21 protein-coding genes, 1 pseudogene and 1 other annotated feature are annotated in these 22434 nt (G+C 33.0%); of the genes and pseudogenes, 16 read left to right on the top strand and 6 right to left on the bottom strand.

The window, feature by feature from the left end; all coding sequences use genetic code 11:
• Nucleotides 1–59 precede the first annotated feature (59 nt).
• From AC1RPR_RS03200 to AC1RPR_RS03190, 3 genes are all read right to left on the bottom strand, one after another.
• Nucleotides 60–911, bottom strand: a complete 852-nt coding sequence (locus AC1RPR_RS03200) for a DNA/RNA non-specific endonuclease (RefSeq protein WP_481761212.1) — start codon at nucleotides 909–911, stop codon at nucleotides 60–62.
• A complete protein-coding gene (locus tag AC1RPR_RS03195) occupies nucleotides 911–1558 on the bottom strand; it encodes a sunset domain-containing protein (protein WP_481761213.1) in 648 nt (215 codons plus the stop codon). Before AC1RPR_RS03195 ends, AC1RPR_RS03200 begins: the two co-directional genes overlap by 1 nt.
• 603 nt (nucleotides 1559–2161) lie before the next feature.
• Entirely contained in the window at nucleotides 2162–2692 is a 531-nt protein-coding gene (locus AC1RPR_RS03190; RefSeq protein ID WP_481761214.1) for a GNAT family N-acetyltransferase, read from the bottom strand.
• 156 nt (nucleotides 2693–2848) lie between these two features.
• Between AC1RPR_RS03190 and AC1RPR_RS03185 the strand changes: the two genes are divergently transcribed.
• The 4 genes from AC1RPR_RS03185 to AC1RPR_RS03170 all read left to right on the top strand — a co-directional run bounded on the left by AC1RPR_RS03185 (nucleotide 2849) and on the right by AC1RPR_RS03170 (nucleotide 6644).
• Nucleotides 2849–3706 carry an aldo/keto reductase gene (locus AC1RPR_RS03185; protein WP_481761215.1) on the top strand — a complete coding sequence of 286 codons (858 nt, stop codon included), beginning with the start codon at nucleotides 2849–2851 and terminating at the stop codon, nucleotides 3704–3706.
• Nucleotides 3707–4019: 313 nt separating this feature from the next.
• Nucleotides 4020–4178 (top strand): hypothetical protein, encoded by a 159-nt coding sequence (locus AC1RPR_RS03180; RefSeq protein WP_481761216.1) that lies wholly within the window; start codon nucleotides 4020–4022, stop codon nucleotides 4176–4178.
• A 271-nt stretch (nucleotides 4179–4449) separates the two neighbouring features.
• Nucleotides 4450–5136, top strand: a complete 687-nt coding sequence (locus AC1RPR_RS03175) for a response regulator transcription factor (protein ID WP_409022671.1) — start codon at nucleotides 4450–4452, stop codon at nucleotides 5134–5136.
• Between the two features lie 38 nt (nucleotides 5137–5174).
• Nucleotides 5175–6644 (top strand): HAMP domain-containing sensor histidine kinase, encoded by a 1470-nt coding sequence (locus AC1RPR_RS03170; protein ID WP_481761217.1) that lies wholly within the window; start codon nucleotides 5175–5177, stop codon nucleotides 6642–6644.
• A 99-nt stretch (nucleotides 6645–6743) separates the two neighbouring features.
• Here the strand turns inward: AC1RPR_RS03170 and yidC are convergent, their stop codons facing one another.
• Complete coding sequence (yidC, locus tag AC1RPR_RS03165) at nucleotides 6744–7676, bottom strand: membrane protein insertase YidC (RefSeq protein WP_409022669.1); 933 nt, start codon at nucleotides 7674–7676, stop codon at nucleotides 6744–6746.
• Nucleotides 7677–7763: 87 nt separating this feature from the next.
• Nucleotides 7764–8039 carry an acylphosphatase gene (locus AC1RPR_RS03160; RefSeq protein WP_481761218.1) on the bottom strand — a complete coding sequence of 92 codons (276 nt, stop codon included), beginning with the start codon at nucleotides 8037–8039 and terminating at the stop codon, nucleotides 7764–7766.
• Nucleotides 8040–8173: 134 nt separating this feature from the next.
• Between AC1RPR_RS03160 and AC1RPR_RS03155 the strand changes: the two genes are divergently transcribed.
• The 8 genes from AC1RPR_RS03155 to AC1RPR_RS03120 all read left to right on the top strand — a co-directional run bounded on the left by AC1RPR_RS03155 (nucleotide 8174) and on the right by AC1RPR_RS03120 (nucleotide 16327).
• Nucleotides 8174–8938, top strand: a complete 765-nt coding sequence (locus AC1RPR_RS03155) for a TrmH family RNA methyltransferase (protein WP_481761219.1) — start codon at nucleotides 8174–8176, stop codon at nucleotides 8936–8938.
• Between the two features lie 116 nt (nucleotides 8939–9054).
• Nucleotides 9055–9555 (top strand): HD domain-containing protein, encoded by a 501-nt coding sequence (locus tag AC1RPR_RS03150; protein WP_409022666.1) that lies wholly within the window; start codon nucleotides 9055–9057, stop codon nucleotides 9553–9555.
• A 121-nt stretch (nucleotides 9556–9676) separates the two neighbouring features.
• Nucleotides 9677–10021, top strand: coding sequence for a winged helix-turn-helix transcriptional regulator (locus AC1RPR_RS03145; protein ID WP_481761220.1), 345 nt, complete (start codon nucleotides 9677–9679; stop codon nucleotides 10019–10021).
• A gap of 43 nt (nucleotides 10022–10064) precedes the next feature.
• Nucleotides 10065–10293: a binding site (T-box leader), on the top strand.
• A gap of 61 nt (nucleotides 10294–10354) precedes the next feature.
• Nucleotides 10355–11401, top strand: coding sequence for a phenylalanine--tRNA ligase subunit alpha (pheS, locus tag AC1RPR_RS03140; RefSeq protein WP_409022664.1), 1047 nt, complete (start codon nucleotides 10355–10357; stop codon nucleotides 11399–11401).
• Between the two features lie 5 nt (nucleotides 11402–11406).
• Entirely contained in the window at nucleotides 11407–13827 is a 2421-nt protein-coding gene (gene pheT / locus AC1RPR_RS03135) for a phenylalanine--tRNA ligase subunit beta (RefSeq protein ID WP_481761221.1), read from the top strand.
• 51 nt (nucleotides 13828–13878) lie between these two features.
• Nucleotides 13879–15015 carry an endolytic transglycosylase MltG gene (gene mltG, locus AC1RPR_RS03130; RefSeq protein ID WP_481761222.1) on the top strand — a complete coding sequence of 379 codons (1137 nt, stop codon included), beginning with the start codon at nucleotides 13879–13881 and terminating at the stop codon, nucleotides 15013–15015.
• 83 nt (nucleotides 15016–15098) lie between these two features.
• Entirely contained in the window at nucleotides 15099–15581 is a 483-nt protein-coding gene (gene greA, locus AC1RPR_RS03125) for a transcription elongation factor GreA (RefSeq protein ID WP_481761223.1), read from the top strand.
• 77 nt (nucleotides 15582–15658) lie between these two features.
• Nucleotides 15659–16327: a potassium channel family protein gene (locus AC1RPR_RS03120; RefSeq protein WP_481761224.1), complete on the top strand. Its 669-nt coding sequence runs from the start codon at nucleotides 15659–15661 to the stop codon at nucleotides 16325–16327.
• A 49-nt stretch (nucleotides 16328–16376) separates the two neighbouring features.
• Here the strand turns inward: AC1RPR_RS03120 and AC1RPR_RS03115 are convergent, their stop codons facing one another.
• Nucleotides 16377–19013 carry a YfhO family protein gene (locus AC1RPR_RS03115; protein WP_481761225.1) on the bottom strand — a complete coding sequence of 879 codons (2637 nt, stop codon included), beginning with the start codon at nucleotides 19011–19013 and terminating at the stop codon, nucleotides 16377–16379.
• A gap of 235 nt (nucleotides 19014–19248) precedes the next feature.
• On the opposite strand from AC1RPR_RS03115, the pseudogene AC1RPR_RS03110 reads away from it, so the two are divergent.
• From AC1RPR_RS03110 to AC1RPR_RS03095, 4 genes and pseudogenes are all read left to right on the top strand, one after another.
• Nucleotides 19249–20142 (top strand): annotated as a pseudogene (locus AC1RPR_RS03110) (peptidoglycan D,D-transpeptidase FtsI family protein); the annotation flags it as partial.
• A 108-nt stretch (nucleotides 20143–20250) separates the two neighbouring features.
• Nucleotides 20251–21324 (top strand): penicillin-binding transpeptidase domain-containing protein, encoded by a 1074-nt coding sequence (locus tag AC1RPR_RS03105; protein ID WP_481762408.1) that lies wholly within the window; start codon nucleotides 20251–20253, stop codon nucleotides 21322–21324.
• 167 nt (nucleotides 21325–21491) lie between these two features.
• Nucleotides 21492–21641 (top strand): 50S ribosomal protein L33, encoded by a 150-nt coding sequence (gene rpmG / locus AC1RPR_RS03100; protein ID WP_057973409.1) that lies wholly within the window; start codon nucleotides 21492–21494, stop codon nucleotides 21639–21641.
• 110 nt (nucleotides 21642–21751) lie between these two features.
• Nucleotides 21752–22426 carry a rhomboid family intramembrane serine protease gene (locus AC1RPR_RS03095; RefSeq protein ID WP_481761227.1) on the top strand — a complete coding sequence of 225 codons (675 nt, stop codon included), beginning with the start codon at nucleotides 21752–21754 and terminating at the stop codon, nucleotides 22424–22426.
• Nucleotides 22427–22434: the final 8 nt, after the last annotated feature.

Here is a 22434-nt window from a genome sequence, read left to right as displayed (position 1 = left end):
AAAGCGAGCAGTGGGAATTGAACCCACTCGAAGTATCTATACGCCCGTTATCTATTTGTTTAATTTAGTGTACTAGTACCATCCCTATAATTAAGAGTAACACCGGCCTCTACATTAAAAATGTAAGTATTGAATTTAATTGAGGAGCTACCAATAGATTGAGCTTCCATTTGTACGCCACGAGCAAGAAGTTCATCTCCTCTGAATATTGGAGTAACGCGGTATCTAATATAGTTATTAGGATGTTCTTTAAGGTAAGTAGCTATATCCATTTCATGGGCAAGCATTTCAGGTGCATTCAGTTCACGAGTACCCGTAATTAAATTCTTTGGATTATTGTTCTGACCTGATAATTGATAACCAATTAAATGGCTACGATTATATAACCATCCGTTACTAATACGTTTATTTTTCCAGCCAGTAGGGTTCCAAGTTAACCCTTCGCGTTTCGCGGTAGGCATTAAAGATTTACTTAACATTGCATTGGCGGTTCCAGCACGATTCAGAGAATCTAGGTTGCTGTACGCTTCCCAAGTACCTTTACTAGTAGATAGGGTGCTTTCGCTGAAAGTAGGAATATTATTATTAACTTCTATTTCAGATTTATCACTATAGTTTAGAGATGATAAATCAAGTGTCTTAGATTTTTTAGTTGTTTCTTTTTTTGAAGAATCTTTACTATCATATTTAGCTAACTTATTTTTTAATTCTTTGATTTCTTTGTTAAGTTTGTCTAATTTCACTTGTTCTTTATCAACTTTATTATTAATTTCTTCTGCTTGCTTTTTGGCAGTATAGTCGTAAGTAACATGTGAATCAGATTTTGCTAAAACGGTAGTCGTGTTACTGATACCAATAAAAGTGAATGATAAAATTAGAACACGTATTAATAAATGATTAGTTGATTTCATTATTTTTTCGCCTTTCTATATCCAGCATCTTGAGCGGCTTGTTCTGTTTGGAAAGTAATCGCATTTGATTTACTCATTTTATAACCAGTTTGACCGGGAGTATGGTAAATTTTAGAATTAGTATTACCGATGATGGATCCTCCGCCAGTAGTAACAGAATCTGCGTTAGATGAATCCGTAGATGTAGAATTATTTTCTTTTTGAACGCTGTTAAAATGTTCTTGTTCTTTTTTTGCAGCTAGTCTTTGAGAACTTTCAGATTTAGATTTAGCTTTAGATTCACTTTCTTTTTCAGAAGTGGCTTTAGATTCTTTCTCATTTAATTTTTTACTCAATGATTCAGCTTCAGATTCTTTTGAAGAAACTTCTTTTTTTATAGATTCATATTTTGACTCTGCCTTTTTCTTATCGGCAGAGCCAACTTTTGTTACGGTAGTAAGGGGCGATTGTTTTTTAGTTGGTTCGGCCTGACTAGTCATCCCAATGCCTACAAGTGAAATGATCAGTACAGCAGTAGGGTACCAAACCCGTTTCTTGATTTTAGTGTATATATTTGGATTTTTAGTTTTTGTCATAAATCTTTTAACTGTGTAGTAAATAATAAAATATATTGAAATAAAAAAAATAAGTGCAAATAAAACGTTCATAATACGTGTTCCTCCAAAGATTTTTGTAATGTAAAATAAGCAATAAAAATTGTCTCAGTAATAAAAGTTATGTTGGTAATCTTTTTAAGACAGAAAGCTTGATTGGGCGGAACTAGATTCTTTGACACTAGCATTTCTACTTGAAGAAGGTGCAGTGATACCAATTAGAACGAGTAAAATAAATGAGATTAGGAAACTAAATAATATTAATTTTCTTGCATGATTAGTATCCTTTTTGTTAATTTTTGCGATAATAAATTTAATAACATATACCAAAAATGTGATAAAAGTAGTAATAAATAAGAGAGCGAAAAAGATACTCATGTGGAAAATCCTCCAGAAATAATATTTTTAGTGAAATATTGCGTAATTAGATTATGATGGACATACTCTATATCAATACAATTTTACTATTAAACTTTATAATAGTATATGAAAATAATTATTAGATGAACGTTATGAATATGTCACATTGGGATTAACGTTAAGACGTTAGTTTATGGATATGAAAGAAAAATTAGGCTGAAAAAATCTATTGAATCCCGAAAATATAAAGAATTATTTGTATAAAAATAGAGTGGATTTTCCCACTCTATAAAAAGGCTAATTTTTGGAGTCACTACTGTTTAGAACTAAAATAAAATCGGTTTGGATAGCATCGCCTAAAACAAAATCATGTTGGCTATGTTTTGTTAAGCCTTGTTTTTCATAAAAGGAGAGGGCAGGTTTATTATGTTCCCAAACTCCCAACCAAAGTTGATCTTTTTTAAATTCTTTGGCAACCTCTTTAGATTTTTCAAATAGAAGTTGACCTAATCCCATTTTTTTGTGATTTTTGCGAATGTAAATTCGTTGGATTTCTAAGCCGTTCGGAAAGTCATCTTCAGTTTGTGCGTCGTTAATATTTAATTTTAAATATCCAGTTAACTCATCATTAACATGTACGAAGTAAAAGAATGCATTTGGATCATTTAATTCACTCGTTAATTGTGGTAAAGAATAAGCGGTATCCAAAAAATCTTGTAAATCTTTTGGATCGTTATCTGCAGCGAAAGTATCAGTAAAAGTTTCAATGCTAATCTTTTGTAATATTTCTAAGTCATTAATTGTGCAAAGTGTGATAATAGGTGTCATCGCTTTTTCTCCTTATATGTAATCTAAAATACTTATAGTAATAGTAGCCTAAAGCTGAAAAATAAACAAATATTAAAATAATATAGCATAATCCTTGACTCTGAGTGCACTCCAAGTGTTTAACTTAGTATATTAAATAAAAAGGGAGCGATTTAAATGAATACAGTTACATTAAATAATGGAGTGAAAATGCCACAACTAGGTTTTGGCGTGTATCAAATTCCTTTAGAAGAAACTGCAGAGGCAGTTTATCAAGCGATTAAAGTAGGATATCGATTACTAGATACAGCGATTGCCTATGGAAACGAAGTTGAAACTGGGGAAGCTATCCAAAGAGCGATCACTGAAGGATTAGTGACACGAGAAGAGTTGTTTGTCACAACCAAATTATTTATCCAACATGTTGGTGAAGAAAAGGCGATGAAGGCAATTGATGAATCACTAGAAAGAATGCAGTTAGATTATCTAGACTTATTCTTGATTCACCAACCATACGGTGATGTATATGGTGCTTGGCGCGCTTTAGCTACCGCACAATCTGCTGGGAAAATACGTGCTATTGGGGTGTCTAACTTTGATATCGGAAAATTAATAGAATTCTCTCATATGAATGGTGTGGCTAAAGTTCAAGTTAACCAAATAGAAGTGAACCCATGGAATCAACGTTTAACGGATGAAGCCTATCATGAAAAATTAAGCATTCAAATGGAAGCATGGGCACCTTTTGCTGAAGGCCGGTTAGACTTATTTAAAAATGAAACATTGTCAAAAATTGGTAAACAATACGGTAAATCAGTTGGACAAGTTATTCTAAAATGGTTAATGCAACGTGGTATTGTAGCACTTGCTAAATCTGTGAGACCGGAACGAATGGCAGAAAATATCGACATATTTGATTTTGAATTAACAGTGGAAGACATGGCAACTATTACTGCCTTAGACAAACAAGAATCTGCCTTCTTTGATCATAATGATCCAGAAAGAGTTGAACGGTTCATGGAATTATTGTCATAAATTACCTGAAGTAAAGTTATTTTGCCAATGGTAAATAAAATATAAGTATAAGTATATAACGGAAAAGAAGCATTTGGGATAATTTTATCTATTTGAAGTGGAACCCCCTAAGTTGGAGAAAAATCTAACTTAAGGGGTTTTATTGTGTTCTTAGTTGAAATAAAGGAAAAAACTTTAATAGTTAACCAATGAGGTAGTATGGAATAAGATAATCCGTAACTATTTTTTAAGACGCTAAGGTATAATTTCGATATTCTAATATCCTAACTTAACGGCACACTTAGAAAATATAATGTGGTTTGGTGGAATTATTTTGTCAGAGAATAAAACCTTTTCATATAAGGTTTTTGAAGAAGTTATTTTGAGTATGCTGAATGGAGAAATCCGTGTTAACGTTGTAAAAGAAATTGAAATGGCAAAATTTATAATTGAATTATCGGTTTTACTGATTAAAGCTGCTGGTATCGAATAACTAATTCCAATTTTTAGTTTTCATTTTAATAAAGCGTTAATGATATATTTTTTAAAGTTAACGGTTTGTTATATTAATTTTATTACTCTTTTAGTTAATAATATATTAAAAAAACGGTTAAAAAGTGCTTGAATACCTATATGAGTTGAGCAGTGCAAAGTGTATGCAAGAATATCATTTAATGGTAGAATAAGAAAAGTAAGATATCGGTTAAAAATTGTGTGTATATGGATGAGAAAATAAAATAAAACTAACAGGAGATCATGAAAATATGAGTCGTATTCTAATAATTGAAGATGAAAAAAATTTAGCGCGCTTTGTTGAATTAGAATTACAACATGAAGGATTTGAAACTGAGGTTCATTTTGATGGGCGAACGGGTCTAGAAGCTGCTTTAAATGAAGATTGGGATTCAATTCTACTTGATTTAATGTTACCTGAATTAAATGGTCTTGAGGTTTGTCGCCGTGTACGACAAGTTAAAAATACACCAATCATTATGATGACGGCTCGTGATTCAGTTATTGACCGCGTATCTGGCTTAGACCATGGAGCAGATGATTATATTGTTAAACCATTTGCAATCGAAGAATTATTGGCGCGTTTACGTGCATTGTTACGTCGTATTGATATAGAGGGTGAACAAAATGTTGCAAAACAGACAACTGTCACTTACCGTGATTTAACAATTGAAAAAGAAAATCGTGTTGTTCGTCGTGATGAAGAAGTTATTGAGCTAACCAAACGTGAATATGAACTACTTTTAGCTTTAATGGAAAGTGTTAATGTTGTTTTAGCTAGAGATGTTTTATTAGCTAAAGTTTGGGGATATGAATCAGAAGTTGAAACAAACGTTGTGGATGTTTATATTCGTTACTTACGAAATAAAATAGATCGTAGCGGTGAAGAAAGTTATATTCAAACGGTCAGAGGAACAGGGTACGTAATGAGATCATGAGAAAAAAAATAACCCAGCATCCAAAAGAAGTAAGACGTATGTCACTTAAATGGAAATGGGCATTAGGAACGGCAATAGGTGTTTTACTTATATTTGCCGTTTTTTCTGCGCTTATTTTTCAGAGTTTTAGTGGCGTTTTATTAGATAAAGAAAAAAAAGATGTACAAGATACTTTAAGAACGGTGACGCAACAGTTAAGTCGTGAGAATCAAGACTTAACAATTTCAAGTACTGCACAACATTTAAAACCGATAAATGCAGATTCTCGACCAGATAAAGACGAAAATAACTTGTACTCAAATGCAGTAATTGTTAATTTATCAAGAGAAAATATTGCAGTAGGTGTTTATAATTTGAAGCAACAAGAAGTTTTTGCTTCAAGAAATTTAAACGTACCATTTGTTAAAAAAAATAAAATGACGTTTACTAGCCAAACAATTGATGGCGCAAATGGATATGTTGCTAGAAGAGCTATTTATTCATCTAAAACTGGCAAAAAAATCGGGTATGCACAAGTAACTAATGCTTTAGAAAATTACCATAAAATTAGTAATAAATTAATTCTAATTTTTATTGTTTTAATTATTACGGCAACCTTTGGTAGTGCTATATTAGGGTATATCCTGGCATCTTGGTTACTGAGACCGATTGAAGTAGTGAACGAAACTATTGATATTATTAATGAAGGCGAAACACCAATTGGACATGTACGTGTCCCAGATATGCATAGAAATGATGAGTTATCTGATTTGGCGGACTTGTTCAATAGTATGCTAGATAGGATGGAGCGCTACGTTGATCAACAGCAACAATTTGTTGAAGATGTCTCACATGAGTTAAGAACCCCTGTAGCAATAATTCAAGGTCATATGGAATTATTGAACAGGTGGGGTAAAGATGATCCGGCAGTTCTAGCGGAGTCGATTGAAGCATCTTTGCAAGAAATTAATCGTATGAAGAGTTTAGTTCAAGAAATGCTTGATTTATCAAGAGCTGAACAAGTAGAGATGACATTTAAAAATGAGTTAGTTGATGTCCGATTAGTTGTTTTACAAATTTTCAATGATTTTAAAATGATACATCCCGATTTTACGTTTATTTTAGATGAAGATTTTAATGGAGAAAGTTTGGTAAAAATATCGCATAATCACTTAGAACAAGTTTTAATTATTCTAATGGATAATGCCGTTAAATATTCAGAAACAAGAAAAGAAATTCATATTTCAGCATCAAAAGATATGAAAATGGTTCAAATTGCTATTCAAGATTTTGGTGAAGGAATTTCTAAAGATGACTTAAAAAATGTTTTTAATCGCTTCTATCGCGTTGATAAAGCTAGAAGTCGTGATAAAGGCGGTAATGGTCTTGGATTATCAATCGCACAAAAACTCATTATGGGTTATAAAGGAACATTAGTGGTAGAAAGTGTTGAGAAGCGTGGTTCAATATTCAGAATTTCGTTGCCTCTAGCTACTACTAAACCAACCGAAAAGATAAGAAGAGACTAGTGTTGAAATGCAATACAAAAATTTAGACAGTATAATAAAAAAAGCTTACCATTCTTAGAGCAATTCTAAGAATGGTAAGCTTTTTTTAATGGTTAATCTTTATTTGCGGTTTTGTTTACCAGCATTACGATTACGATTATTTTTTGCTACATTTGAAAGATTATCTTCAACATTATCAATTGTTTGTTCCACTGTTTCTTCAACAGCATCAATTGTTGAACGTTCTCTAACAATTGGTGGGTTCTTAGCAAGTTCAGCTTGAATTTCGCGACGAATCTTAGGACGCATTAACATAATTATAAATGTTTGAACACAAGCGAAGAGGCCACCGATGAAGAAGTAGAGACCAATACCTGCTGGCGCACTCATTGTAACAAAGACCATCATAACTGGACTAGCAATTAACATTGTTTGCATTGTTTTCTTTTGTTCTGGCGGAATGCCAATTGTTGAAATGAATCCTTGACCCAAATACACAATGAAACATAGCACAGTAAAGATAATTGATGGTGTACCTAATTTAATGCTAAAGAAGACAGCATCCTTTAATTCTGAAGAATATAAGATTGCAGCGTATAGCGCAGCAAAAATTGGCATTTGAACTAATAATGGTAGGCAGCCAATTCCGCCAGTCATGCTGACGTTGTTATCTTTATAAAGTGCCATCATTTCTTGACTGATAGCTGCTTTTTCTTCTGAACTTTTAGCATTTTTTTGTCGTTCTTGAATGACTTTTAATTGTGGTTGAATCGAACCCATTTTTTCTTGTTGAACGGTCGCTTTTTTCGATTGATTAATCATCATTGGCATAAGTGCCAAGCGAATGACGATTGAGATAACGATAATTGCTAGACCGTAGTTGTTACCTAGATGAGCGGATAACCAGTCAAGCAATCCCTGAGTTGGTTTTGCTAAATAGTCGTAAACCATCCCAAAAGGATTACCATTCTTGTCTCTGCGGACGCATCCCGATAGGAACAGGACAAGCGCCATGAATATTGGGAGCATTGTTAAACGTTTAATCTTTTTCATTAATATATTTTCCCCTCTTAAAGTGACTATATCGATTACTATACTTTAAATATAGGGGGATTTCAATGGGCTATAAATAAATCGTAATTAGTAAATAACGGTAAAGGCAGTCGGCATATAATTAGTTAAGGAGGTTTCTTTATAATCAGTCACCTTACCGGCTGGTGTAGGTGAATTTTTAACTTTTTGAATAAATTTTTCTAATTGGGTATTATCTGAACTACTTGCTTTAATTGTGACGCTGTCATCAAAATTATTTTGTACTGACCCGTAGATGCCTAGATCATCGGCTAATCTCTTCGTCGTATATCTGAAGCCAACACCCTGCACGCGACCAAAAACAGTTATTTGAATAGCACTCATAATGTAATCCCTCCATATTATAAAGTAGATATAGGCATTTATTGCTTTCATTATAACTGGAAAAGATGATAATGACCAACTAATGCTATTTTAAATATGCTATAATTATTTCCAATAGTAAGAGGGGTACATTTATGGAAAAAATTAATTCAACACAGAATGCTAAGATTAAATACTGGAAAAAATTACAAACTAAAAAAGGTCGTAAAAAGGAAAATAAATACCTTTTAGAAGGCTGGCATTTAGTTAAAGAAGCACTCATGGCAAACACAAAAATTGAATATTTGCTTGTTACTAATGATTTTAGATATTTTGATGAAATAGCCGATACGACAATTGAGCAAGTAGAAATCTCATCTGAAGTTAGTTTATATCTTGCTGACACGAGTACGCCACAAGGTATTTACGCGGTAACTGAGATGGAAGAAAATCAACAATTATCAGTTGACCATTTAACTGGTGGCTGGTTAATGCTAGATGGTGTTCAAGATCCAGGAAATATTGGAACAATGGTTAGAACTGCCGATGCTGCCGGTTTAACAGGTGTCATTTTTGGTGAGGGTAGTGCAGATAGTCATCATCCTAAAGTTTTACGTTCGATGCAGGGAAGCCAATTTCATGTTCAATTAGTGGATGCCGATTTAATGGAAGTTACTACCTTATTCAAAGAAAATAATATTGCTATTTATGGTTCTGAATTAAATGAAGATGCACTTAGTTATCGTGAGATTTCTGCTACAGATAATTTTGGTTTAATTATGGGAAATGAAGGTAACGGGATGCGTAATGACCTGTTAAATGAAACGGATGCTAATTTATATATTCCAATTAAAGGTCGTGCTGAATCGTTAAATGTCGCTATTGCTGCAGGTGTACTAATGTTTCATCTTAAAGCTTAATTATGATATTTGGTGAAATTATTACGATTTACTAAAGATAACTGATTGCGCTTGCAATAGGTGCTCAATCAGTTATGATGGAGATAGGAAAAAATATTTTGGGGGCGTACTAGTATATGAAAAAAGATTCGTATCTTGATGATGAATTATATATGAGTTATGTTGGAGACCTTTTGGCAAAACCAGAAGTTCAAAGATTAAGTGAATATACACAACATCATTTTTCTACTCGATTAGAACATTCAATCTCAGTTTCCTATGACAGTTATCGTATCGCTAAAAGATTACATTTAAATGCAAAAGCAACGGCAAGGGCCGGATTATTACATGATTTATTTTACTACGATTGGCGTACAACTAAATTCGATCGCGGTACACATGCTTGGATTCATCCGCGTATCGCTATTAGAAATGCAGAGAAGTTAACGACATTATCTGATTTAGAAAAAGATATCATCATGAAACATATGTGGGGTGCTACTGTTGCACCACCTAAATATCCAGAGGGATATATTGTAACCATGGTTGATAAATATGAAGCAACAAGTGAAGTTTCATCACCGTTAAAAAATAAATCAAAACATAGCTTTCAGCAATTAATTGCAATTTTAAAATAGTTTTAAAAAGGATAGGCCTACAGGCTTATCCTTTTTGTTTTTTCGAAAACGAACCAATTTGTTTACTTTTTGTTAGTTAATGATAAAATATAGTAATAAAGTAACTGAGGAGGGGTTAATTATGCAAGTTGTTCAAGAAAAAACAAATTATGAAATGTGTCCTAAATTTGAAAAAACTTTTTCAATATTAGGTAAAAAATGGAACGGTTTAATTATTAACGTTTTATTGGATGAAGGACCTCAACGATTTAAAGAATTAGCTCAAAAGGTTGATAAATGCAGTGACCGTGTATTAGTTGAACGTTTAAAAGAACTTGAAGATACTAATATTATCTCAAGAGTCGCCATCGGTGAAACTAGTCGTAGTTTTTATGAGCTTACTGAACAAGGAAAAGACATGAAAAATATGATGGATAGCGTCCATACATGGTCAGAAAAGTGGTATACACTTAAAGATTGCGAGTAAGACTTGACGATAGGCTTTGATACCTTTAAACTATGAATATAGAATAAAGGCTTAGACAGAAAATAGTAGATATTTTTCTTGGATTTAAAGGGATGGTTAGCTAGACTGAAACTAACCAATAAATAAAATATTGAATTCACTTCTAGAGCTGTTAATTAATGTAGGCTAACTTAAATCATGCAATTAACCGGTTAATGGCCGTTATCATTTTGAGTGTTTGGGAATTTGTATTCTCAAAAACAAGGGTGGTACCGCGAGACCTCGTCCCTTTTTAGGACGGGGTCTTTTTGTGTCTAAAATCTATCAAAACAACTAATAAAGGAGTCGATATTAATGGATTTAAAAGAGAAATTACTTGAGTTACAAGAAAAAGGCTTGAAACAAATTCGTGAATCAGAGGATCTAAAACAAATTAATGCTATTCGTGTTAATTTACTTGGAAAAAAAGGACCAATCACAGAAGTTTTAAGAGGTATGAAGGAATTATCAGCCGAAGAACGACCTAAAATTGGTAGCTTTTCTAATACCATTAAAAATGAGTTAGCTGAAGCTATTCGTGTGAAAAATGAAGAACTTGAAATTAAAATGACTGCTAAAAAGTTGGAAAAAGAAAAAATCGATGTAACGCTACCAGGTGCCCAAATTCAATTAGGGCAGCCACATGTTATTATGCAAGTGATTGAAGAATTGGAAGAGCTCTTTTTGGGTATGGGGTATCAAGTTGTTTCAGGTCCAGAAATAGAAGAAGACCATTACAATTTTGAAATGTTGAACTTACCTGCGGATCATCCCGCTCGTGATATGCAAGATACATTTTATATTACAAAAGAATTATTAATGAGAACACAAACATCACCCGTTCAAGCAAGGACAATGGAAACACATGATTTTTCAAAAGGACCATTAAAAATGGTTTCACCTGGTAAAGTTTATCGACGTGATACAGATGATGCAACGCATTCACATCAATTTCACCAGTTCGAAGGGTTAGTAATCGACAAACATATTACGATGGCAGACTTAAAGGGAACGATTGAACTGATTGCTAAAACAATTTTTGGAGAAGAACAAGAAATTCGGTTACGACCAAGTTACTTCCCATTTACGGAACCGTCAGTTGAAGTCGATGTGACCTGTTTTAAATGTGCGGGTAAAGGGTGCTCAATCTGTAAATACACAGGCTGGTTAGAAGTTTTAGGCGCTGGAATGGTACATCCTAATGTATTAAGAATGGCCGGTGTCGACCCTGAAGTATACGGTGGTTTTGCCTTTGGTTTAGGACCAGATCGTTTTGCGATGCTTAAATATAGTATCGACGATATTCGTCATTTTTATTTAAACGATAATCGATTCCTGTCACAATTTACGAAAAGAGGTTAGAGATAATGAAAGTATCTAAAAATTGGTTGAATGAATATTTAACATTAGAAATTGAACCTGAAATTATTGCTGAAAAAATAGCTCGTACAGCCGTTGAAATTGATAGCGTTGAACGTCCTTCTGAAGGACTTAAAAAAATTGTTGTTGGATATGTTGATAGTTTGGTACCACATCCAGACTCTGATCATTTAAATATCTGCCAAGTTGATGTTGGTGAAGGATCTCTTAGTCAAATCGTTTGTGGCGCACCTAATATTGCCGCAGGGCAAAAAGTTATTGTTGCATTACCCAATTCTAGAATTGCTGATAATGTTAAAATCAAACGTGGTAAAATGCGCGGACAAGCTTCTGAAGGTATGATTTGTGCATTACAAGAAATTGGATTTTCAGATAGTGTCGTGCCTAAAGAATTTGTAGAAGGTATCTACGTAATGCCAGAAAATGCAATTCCTGGTGAATCAGTCTTTGATTACTTAGGTATGAATGATGACATTATTGATATTGATGTGACACCAAATCGTGCTGATATGTTAAGTATGCGTGGGGTAGCACATGAACTATCTGCTGACTATGATGTTCCGGCAACATTTAAGCATCCAGAATTGAAAGAAACATCTACTGAAAAAATTGAAGATTACATTTCTTTATCGTTGCCTGATAAAACGTTAGCACCCACATATTCGATGCGCGTGATTAAAGATTTAACAATTAAAGCAAGTCCAATGTGGTTACAAATTCGTCTTTGGAACGCAGGCGTTAGACCTATTAATAATGTCGTTGATGTGACCAATTATATATTGATGGATTATGGTCAACCATTACATGCCTTTGATTATAATAAATTGGGAAGTAAAGATATTTTAGTAAGAACAGCTATTGCTGGCGAAAAGATTACAACACTAGATAGCGAAGAACGTGAATTAAAAGAAAAAGATATTGTGATTACAAATGGTAAAACACCGATTGCTATTGCTGGGACAATGGGTGGCGAATCAACACAAATAACCGACGAAACTGTGACAGTTGCGATTGAATCTGCAGTATTTAACAATTCAATGGTTAGAAAAACAGCACGCACACATGGTATTCATAGTGAAGCCTCAATGCGATTTGAACGTGGTATTAACGTTGAAACAGTACAAGAAGCACTTGATGCAGCAGCAGAGTTAATCGCTAATTTAGGTGATGGAACAGTTGTGTCGGGTACGGCAAGTGCAAGTAAGCTAGAAGCAGAGTCAACTTTTGTTGATACAACGGTGGCACATATTAATGGTGTACTTGGGACTGAATTATCAGAATCTGAAATCACTAAATTATTTAAACAATTAGGATTTACGGTTGTAAATCGCGATGGTACTTTAAATGTTGAAGTTCCTGCAAGACGTTGGGATATTAGTATTGAAGCAGATTTAGTAGAAGAAATCGCGCGTATTTATGGATACGATAATATTCCTTCTACACTACCAACTGGCAAAATGACTCCTGGTAAATATACTTATAAACAAAAAATGATTAAACAGGCGCGTCATATTTTGGAATCAGCTGGGTTATCTGAAGTTATTAGTTATGGATTAACAACGGAAGAAAAAGCTGGTAAATTTATTTTTGAAGAAAAAGATGTTTTTACGACAAATTTAATGTTCCCAATGAGCTCAGAACGAACAACAACAAGAATGAACTTAATCAGCGGGTTATTAGATGATTTAGCGTACAATGAAGCACGAAAATCTGACAATCTTGCTTTCTATGAACAAGGAAGAGTCTTTTTCCGCAGTGAGGGCGAAGAGCGACCTACTGAAATTGAACATATTGCAGGTGCAATGACAGGATTATTTAAACTTGCAAATTGGCAAAATGAAAAACAACCTGTTGATTTCTTCATGATTAAAGGTGTTGTTGAACAATTATTAACACAATTAGAATTAGTTGATGATGTTACTTATGTATCTTCTGAAAGTCATGAAGATATGCATCCAGGACGAACAGCTGATATCTATTTAAAAGATGAATTAATTGGTTTTGTCGGCCAAGTACATCCTAATTCAGCTAAAGAATTTAATTTAAAGGAAACATACGTTTTCGAATTAGATCTTCAAAAATTAGTTGATGCGAAAAAAGCAGACCGATTATTTGCGCCTATTTCTAAATTCCCATCAGTTACTCGTGATGTGGCCCTCCTAGTTGCTAATGATATAGCTAACAGTGAGATTGAAGCGTTAATTAAAAAACAAGGTGGAAAGTCTTTAATTGATGTTCATTTATTTGATCTTTATCAAGGATCTCATATTGAAAATGGCATGAAATCCCTTGCTTATACGTTAACTTATCAAGATATTACAAAAACTTTGGTTGAAGAAGATGTCACAAATGATTTTAACCGTGTTATCGAAGCTTTAAAAGAGACGCTTAGGGCTGATATTCGATAATTTAGGACGCAGCTTAATAATACTTATTATTAAGCGTGAGGAGGTTAAACAATGAAAAAAGATGATACATCTCCAGAATTACCGCCAGAGAATAATAAAAACCAGGCTAAGAAAATTATTGCAGGGGTCATTGCATTATTATGTATATTACTACTGACAATATTGTTTATGACCTATAGATATATCAAGGCATCTTTAGATCCACTAGATAAAAATAATAATAAAATTGAACAAGTTTATATTCCAATTGGATCAAGTACAAAACAAATTGGAACAATTTTAGAAAAAAATAAAATTATTAAAAGTGGTACGGTGTATACGTACTATGTCAAGCAAAAAAAGGTGTCACAATTTAAGGGCGGCTACTATCAACTTAAGGCATCTATGAGTTTGGATAAAATTGCTTGGACACTTCAACAAGGTGGAAGTAGTGAGCCTATACAAAATAAATTAGCGAAAGTATTAGTTGGTGAGGGAACAACAATTAACCAAATCGGTAAATCCATTTCAAAAGAAACAAATTTTTCATATAATGATTTTATTAAATTAATGAAAAATAAAACTTTTTTGGATTACTTAGATAAAAAATATCCAGATCTTTTAGATACCACTATGGCATCTAAAAACGTGAGATATCCTTTAGAAGGTTATTTGTTCCCAGCTACGTATACTGTTTATAAAAAAACAACGTTAAAAAATCTTGTTGAGCAAATGATTGTTAAAGCAAATGATGAATTATCGCCTTATTATGCAACAATAAAAAAACAAAAATTAACAGTACAAGAGGTCATTTCTCTCGCTTCATTAGTTGAAAAAGAGACGGAAAACCATAAAGATCGTCAAAAAATTGCCGGTGTTTATTTCAATCGAATTGCATCAGAAATAACGTTACAATCAAAAATATCAGTTAGTTATGCGCTAAATATACCGCAAAAAGATTTAACGTCAGCTGATTATTACGTGGATAAACCATATAATTTGTACGTTTATAAAGGATATGGACCTGGTCCATTTAACAATGCTAGTTTAGATTCTATCCAGGCTGTTTTGACACCATTGGACAGAAAGAAAGGTAATTTCTATTTTATTTTCAATTCAAATTCTAAAAAAATAGAATATTCTAAAACGTATGAATATTACCAAGCATTTTCACCTATGACACAGGCTGATAATGATTATGTTCAATAATCCACGCAACCGGTTTACAATCACAAAATTAAATGTTAACCTGATAGGCATATTGAACTTATTAATTTTAAGAGGAGTAAGTGATGGCAGAAGATAAAGTATATCCAATGACCGTAGACGGTAAAGTTAAACTTGAAGAAGAACTTGAAACATTAAAAACAAAAACGCGTGCAGAAATTATTAATCGTATTAAGATTGCACGTAGTTATGGCGATTTATCAGAAAATTCAGAATATGAATCAGCTAAAGATGAACAAAGTTTTGTTGAAGGCCGAGTTAAAACAATTGAACATATGCTCCATTATGCAGAAATTATTGATAACGCTGGTGTAGATGCTGACGAAGTTTCTGTTGGTAAAACAGTTTCATTTATGGAACCTGGTGAAGAGGAAGAAACATACACGATTGTTGGTGCGGCAGAAGCTGACCCAATGTCTGGTAAAATTTCAAATGAATCACCAATCGCTAAAGGATTAGTTGGCCATAAATTAAATGAAACAGTAACAATTGAAACACCAAATGGTAATTTTGAAGTCAAAATTACCGATGTTAAAGATAATTTATAAAAGCTAAATATAAAAGATTAAGTTGCAAATCATTTGTTACTTAGTCTTTTTTTATTAAATTAAGTAGGTGAGATAAGTTGAAAAAGAATTTTGCAATAATCGGTTTAGGTCGATTTGGTGCGAGTGTTTGCGAAACGTTGATTGAGTATGGGCAAGAAGTTTTAGTTATTGATAGGGATGAAGCTCGTGTAAATGATTATATGGATATTGCAACACATGCTGTTGTTGCCGATGCACAAGATGATGAAGCTTTAAAATCAATCGGTATTCGTAATTTTGATCATGTGATTGTCGCAATTGGTGAAGATATTCAAGCAAGTATCTTAGTCACATTGATGGTTAAAGAATTAGGTGTTCCTGTCGTAACGGCTAAAGCATTGAATAAATATCACGCTCGTGTACTCCAAAAGGTTGGGGCAGATCATATTGTTCATCCTGAACGAGATATGGGAATCAAGTTGGGTAGGGCATTAAGTTCTAATCATTTGTTAGATTACTTAGATTTAGATGATGATTACCGATTGGCAGAAATTGATATGACAGATCCGAGATATGTTAATAAGACATTAGATGAATTAAATTTCAGATCAACATTTAATTTAAATGTAATCAGTATTAGACGTGGTAAAGAAATGATTATTTCACCATTAGCAGATCAAATTATTTTACCAAATGATCAGGTACTGATTATTGGTGAAACAAAAGCTGTCACAGAATTTGATGAAAAAATGAACAAGACTAAATAAAAGGACAAGATTGCATATTGCAATCTTGTCCTTTTGTATTATACAAAAACTATTTAATCAATCTTTTTGTGTGAACGATAATTGGCTTAATAAGTATCAAGAGAATAGCCAAAATTGAGACGATCAAACCAATACCCATGTATGGTGGCCAATAGATAAGTTTAACGGTATGATTTCCCTTAGCAACTTTAAAGCTGAGAAAAGTATTCAATGATTTATTAGTTGCTACGGATTTACCATCAACTTTAACATGCCAACCTTTACTGTATGGAATCGTTGTAAAGACGACTTGATGATTACGTTTAACTGATATTGAACCTGTGATTGAATGTTGATTGTATTTTGTAACGTTTAATTCACTAGATTTTAGTTGCTTAATTTGGGATTTAAATGAATTAACATTCATTTGATAAAGCGTAAAGTTTTCTAAGAAAAGGGTTCTTTTCTTTAATTTAGCTGTCAGAACTATTTTTTTACCTTTATTATTGGATGCAATATTAACAACAACTGTATTTCGATACGTTTTATATTGTTTTAATTCGTGACCATTTAATTTAAATAAAACATTATCAGTACTTAATCCTGAACCTAAGGTTAAATAATAAGCATCGTTTGTTGTTGGTGTGTATGTGAAAGTGACTAGTCCAGATTTATTTAGTTTCGTTTTTGTTAGAATAGAATTTGTTAAATTAATTTGTGAACCAACGTTATCAAAATTGACAGTATTAAAATTAATTGGTGTAAATAAAGCATCGTTATTAATACCGGTTAGAGCAGATAACCAATCAGACTGATATCTTAATGGGTTAGTTGTTTTATTCTTGTTTGTCAATATAGTATCATTTGCTGCATAGCCAATTGATAAAGCATACGGATTTTTAACCGTTTCAGTTAACGAGTTATTTGAGACAGGTCTATAGTAAGCTGTATCAGGTTTTTCAGTTAGTGGTGTCAATGTTTCTAACTGTGTGTCCAATGCCTTAGAAGTCCGTAATTGTTTTGGTGTAAAAACGTACTTCATATTTAATAGGGCATCTGTTACCAAGGTACCATTTGAGTAAGTGACATAATTATCACCATCAGGTTGTCCTATCTTACCGTAAAAAGTTGGGATTGATTTTGAAAAAGCAGAACTAAAATGGGAACCGCTGAAAAAATCAGCTGACATGGCATCATTTTTAGTCCGACTGTATGTTTGTGCGACACGATAGAAAGAATTATCAATTTTTTTTAACGATTTACTTTCAGTTGCTAGGGCAGTCGTTGACACGTCGTATTCACTTGTAGATAAATAACTAATGTTATCTAATGAATAAACAGCGTTACATGACATCTCAGCTATTACACTTGCAAATAACAACCATTTGAATGAAGGTGATGCATGATCTTGGAACTGAATTAAAATTAACGTTAAAAGAATAAATAAAATTGATAGGAATAAAGTTTCATCAGATAAATAACTATAAGATTCTTTTGATATAAATAAGTACGTAAACATTCCGATGAATAAAAGACCTACAATACTCAATTTCCAGAATTTTATAGGATTAAAGTACTCAAATTGTTGAGCAGCTAAAAGGATAATCCAAAAGCAAAATACAAATGAAAAACGATAAGGATACCAAACTGGAAATTGCATTCCGTGCCATAGTAAATCTAAAGGTTCAAAGCACATCGATAGGATCAAGAAACTTGTGATTAAAAAAGAGACAACCCGTTCTTTAATTGAAAAACGGTTATTCATGAAATATAAGATAAAACCAATTAAAGCCAAACTCCCTACAAAAATATTAGGGAAACCAGAAGGCATTTGATCAAAATTGAATGAACCAATCACAAATTTTGAAAGCATCGCTAAAGGATTATATTCAATTTTTGCTTTAATAGATTCTTCCGTGTATTCTCCCTTACTTGAAAGCAATGAGAATAGAGTTGGAAAGAGGATAATTGCTGAAATTGCTACAGAAACTAGAGATTTATAGATGAAAATCCATGATTTTTTAAAAAATTGTTTAACTGATAGAGATACACGACTTGTTGTATATAAGAAATATAAAATCATAAAAAGACAGACCATATAACCCATATAATAGTTAACGATTAAAAGTAACGCAAGCCACCAAGTATAAGCCCAACTTTTTGAATTCAACTGTAATTTTTCAAAGCCTAAAATAACTAAAGGTAATAGAATAACAGCGTCTAACCATAATAAATTAAGTTGGTTAGCAATCGTCCAACCCATTAGCGCATACGCTGTGGCAAATAATGGGATATAAAGTGAAGTCATTCTTGTTGTTTTCTTTAATAATAAACCGAACGTAAGGCCTGATAAGGCATATTTTAAAAGGGTGACTACCATAACACCCGCTAAAATTGATTTTCCTGGAAATACTAAGAAAATAAGATTAAAAGGACTCATTAAGTAGTATGCCCACTCACCTAACATATCACCACCAATTGCTTGTGAAAATGAATAGAAAAAACTAGTAGGATGATGGAGAAGTGTGGCTCTAAAATAAGAGAAAAAATCAATATATTGCTGACCTAAATCAACAGTTAATAGAGAACTATTCCCAAAAGGATACATTTTGCGGCCAATAAAGTAACAAAGCATAATGAATAAAGGAATAAGGAAACTTAGAAGGAGTACATGATTCTTTTTAAGATAATTTTTAAGCTTAACCATTTTAAAACCTCTCTGACTATTAATGTATGGTAATAAGAATAGCATATTTGGGACTTTACCGCATAAATCAGCAGCAGATAAAAATATATTTAATCTGATTATTAAAGTTTTTATTATAATATAAATTGTTAGCCTGTTTATTGGGCCAATGAATCTTAAAAATGTGGTAATATGGTAAATGATATATTTATACGAATTAAAAGACTAATAATGATACAGTGAGAGGTAATTAAACGTGAAACTTCCAAAAACAAAACAAGGTCGAAGCAAACAAAATAAATCACATATTCCATTTAGATTAAATTTCCTGTTTTTTATTGTTTTCCTACTTTTTGCAGCATTACTGGCGCAGTTAGCCTATTTACAAATTTTAAACGGAGCTTCATTTGAAGCGACAGTTAATAGTACGGATACGACAACAGAAACTAAGAATGTACAGCGTGGGATGGTTTATGACTCAACAGGTAAGGTTCTAGTTGGTAATAATTCTTCTCGAGCAATTACTTATACAAAAGGATCAGGTATCCTATCGCCTGATTTATATAAGATAGCTAATAACTTAGTAACCTATGTCAGTATTGATACGAGTAAATTAACAGACCGCAATGCTGCTGATTACTACTTAGCGGATAAGGGGCATTTAAAAGCTGTCACTGCTGCTGTAAAAAAAGAAAAAAATTTAACATCTGCTGAGTTAAACAAATTATCAACTACTGATTTTAATACATTGACAGTAGCATATGCTGTTAAAAATAACATTGATTCATTAACTGATGAAGAAAAAGAAGCTGCTACTGTTTTTGGGAAAATGACGGGTGCTTATTCATTATCAACTGTTTACTTAAAAACCTCTGATGTTTCCGATAAGGAGATGGCTGAAGTAGGTGAACATTTATCAGGGATGAATGGGATTAAAATAGGAACTAACTGGTCACGAAGTTACCCAAATGGTAAAAGTATGAACAGTATCATCGGAAATGTCACTAGTGAAGCTACTGGGCTACCTAGTGATAGCGTGGAAACGTTAATGACTGAAGGTTATTCACGAAATGATAGTGTTGGTCAGAGTTATTTAGAAAAACAATATGAAGATGTTTTAAAAGGAACAAAGTCACAAACTAAGGTTGAAGTGGCTAATAGTAAAATAGTAAAACAAGTACAAGAATATAGTGGTAAAAAAGGTGATAATCTCGTCTTAAATATTAACGCTAAATTCCAAGCTCAAGTTCAAAAGATTATGAACGATAGTGTGAAATCAATTGCTGGAAGCAATCCTTATAATCCAGGGGCCTACGCAGTTGTCATGAACCCAAATACAGGTGCCGTTTATGCAATGGCCGGTGTTAATCGAAATATTAAAACAGGTAAGATTACGGATGATGCTTTAGGGTCGATTAATCAAGTATTTACCATGGGTTCTGTTGTAAAAGGTGCTACGGTTATGGGAGCTATGATGGATGGGGCAATTACACCAACTAGCAATACCATAACTGATGAACCTATTAAGCTTGCTGGGACAGCTCCTAAGTCATCATGGTTTAATACATCTGGTTCAGCTAACGTTGCGTTAACAGCTTCTGATGCATTAATGGTTTCTTCTAACTCGTACATGATGCAGTTAGCAATGAGAGAAGGCGGATTCAAATATTCAAGTGGTTCTTCACTGGATATGTCGAATTCAATTTTCCCCAAAATGCGTGGTTACTTTAATCAATTCGGACTTGGTATCAAAACAGGTGTTGATTTACCTGGTGAGTCAACTGGTTTTGAGGGTGTAGCTAACCAAACAAATATTGGTAAAGCACTTGATTTATCTTTCGGAAATTATGATTCATATACAACTATTCAATTAGCGCAATACATGTCAACGATGGCTAATGGTGGTACAAGATTACAACCACAAATTGTAAAAGCGATTCGTTCAACAAATGAGGATGGTTCTTTAGGTTCTGTTCAAACTGAAATGACACCTAATATTTTAAGTACAGTTAACGCAACAAAATCAGAATTTGATGTTGTTCAATCAGGATTTTATAAGGTTGTTCATGGATCAAGTTCATTGAGAACTGGGAATGCGATGAGTGATGTAACACCATCAATTTCAGCTAAAACAGGTACTGCTCAAACATTCTATGGAACATCTGAAACTGAAGCACTTAGTTTGGCTTCATATGCACCTTCTAACAAGCCTAAAGTGGTCGTTGCACTCGTTTTCCCTGGAATGGCTAATAATACAGGTAGTGCTGTGAATGGTCAGGCAGCAGTTTCAATTTATTCAGCATTTTGGAAAACTGTTGAATCTGATAAATAATATTAAGGAAATAAGTCATCTAATACCTGATTTTATTGCTGTAAAGTAAATTTCCTTAACAAATAAAAAAAAACACTAGCGTTTACTTATTAATAATGATATTATATAAGACGTTAAAGACTAATTGTCTTATGAAATTATGAAGAAATATATGGAGGGTTGCAACCATGCGTGTACACATTACATTAGAATGTACGGAATGTCATGAACGGACATACCTATCAAGTAAAAACAAACGTAATAATCCAGATCGTGTTGAGCTTAATAAATTTTGCCCACGTGATCGTAAGGTTACTTTACATCGCGAAACAAAATAACAACGGGAATTTTCCTGTTGTTTTTTTGTTTTAAATAACTTTTATACTAGTTGAAATAAAATCTTGTAAACGTTATTTTGTAAATTTTTATATGAAATAAGGAGCTATCTATGAATTTGGCAAAATACAAAAATACACCATTTATGACGTACTTTTTTATTGGATTATCAGCAATTGTTTTCATCGCAATGACACTTGCTGGTGGTAGTCAAGACACAAATGTATTAATTGAATTTGGCGCTAAATATAATCCACTGATCATGGACGGCGAGTGGTGGCGATTATTTAATCCCATATTTTTACATATTGGATTTGAACATATTGTCCTTAATATGGTTACATTGTATTTTATTGGTATCCAAATTGAGATGTTATTTGGTCATTGGCGTTTTACAGGCATTTATTTGCTTGCTGGAATTGCTGGCAATATTGCAAGTTTCACGTTCAGTCCAGATACTATTTCGGCAGGCGCTAGTGGTGCTATTTTTGGTTTATTTGGGGCATTCCTAATGTTAGGTGATAATTTTAGAAAAAGTGCCTATTTTAGACAAATGTCGCAGCAATTTTTACTATTCATTGTGTTAAATCTTGCGTTTGGGTTTATGTCGTCAAGTACAGATAATGCAGCTCATATTGGCGGTATTTTATCTGGATTCTTAATCGCAACGACTGTAGGCGCACCAAGATTGGCACGAATCAGTCATATTAAACAGATAGCTGCATTCGTTATTTTAATTATTATCAATTTAATTCTGATTAAAATTGGAATTTCTAATAGTATCTAGTTTAAGGT

This window comes from Dellaglioa sp. CoH-57-MRSF-22 (assembly GCF_056781895.1).
The sequence above is the reverse complement of the archived record's forward strand: the minus strand, read 5'-3'. Positions and strand labels throughout refer to the sequence as shown.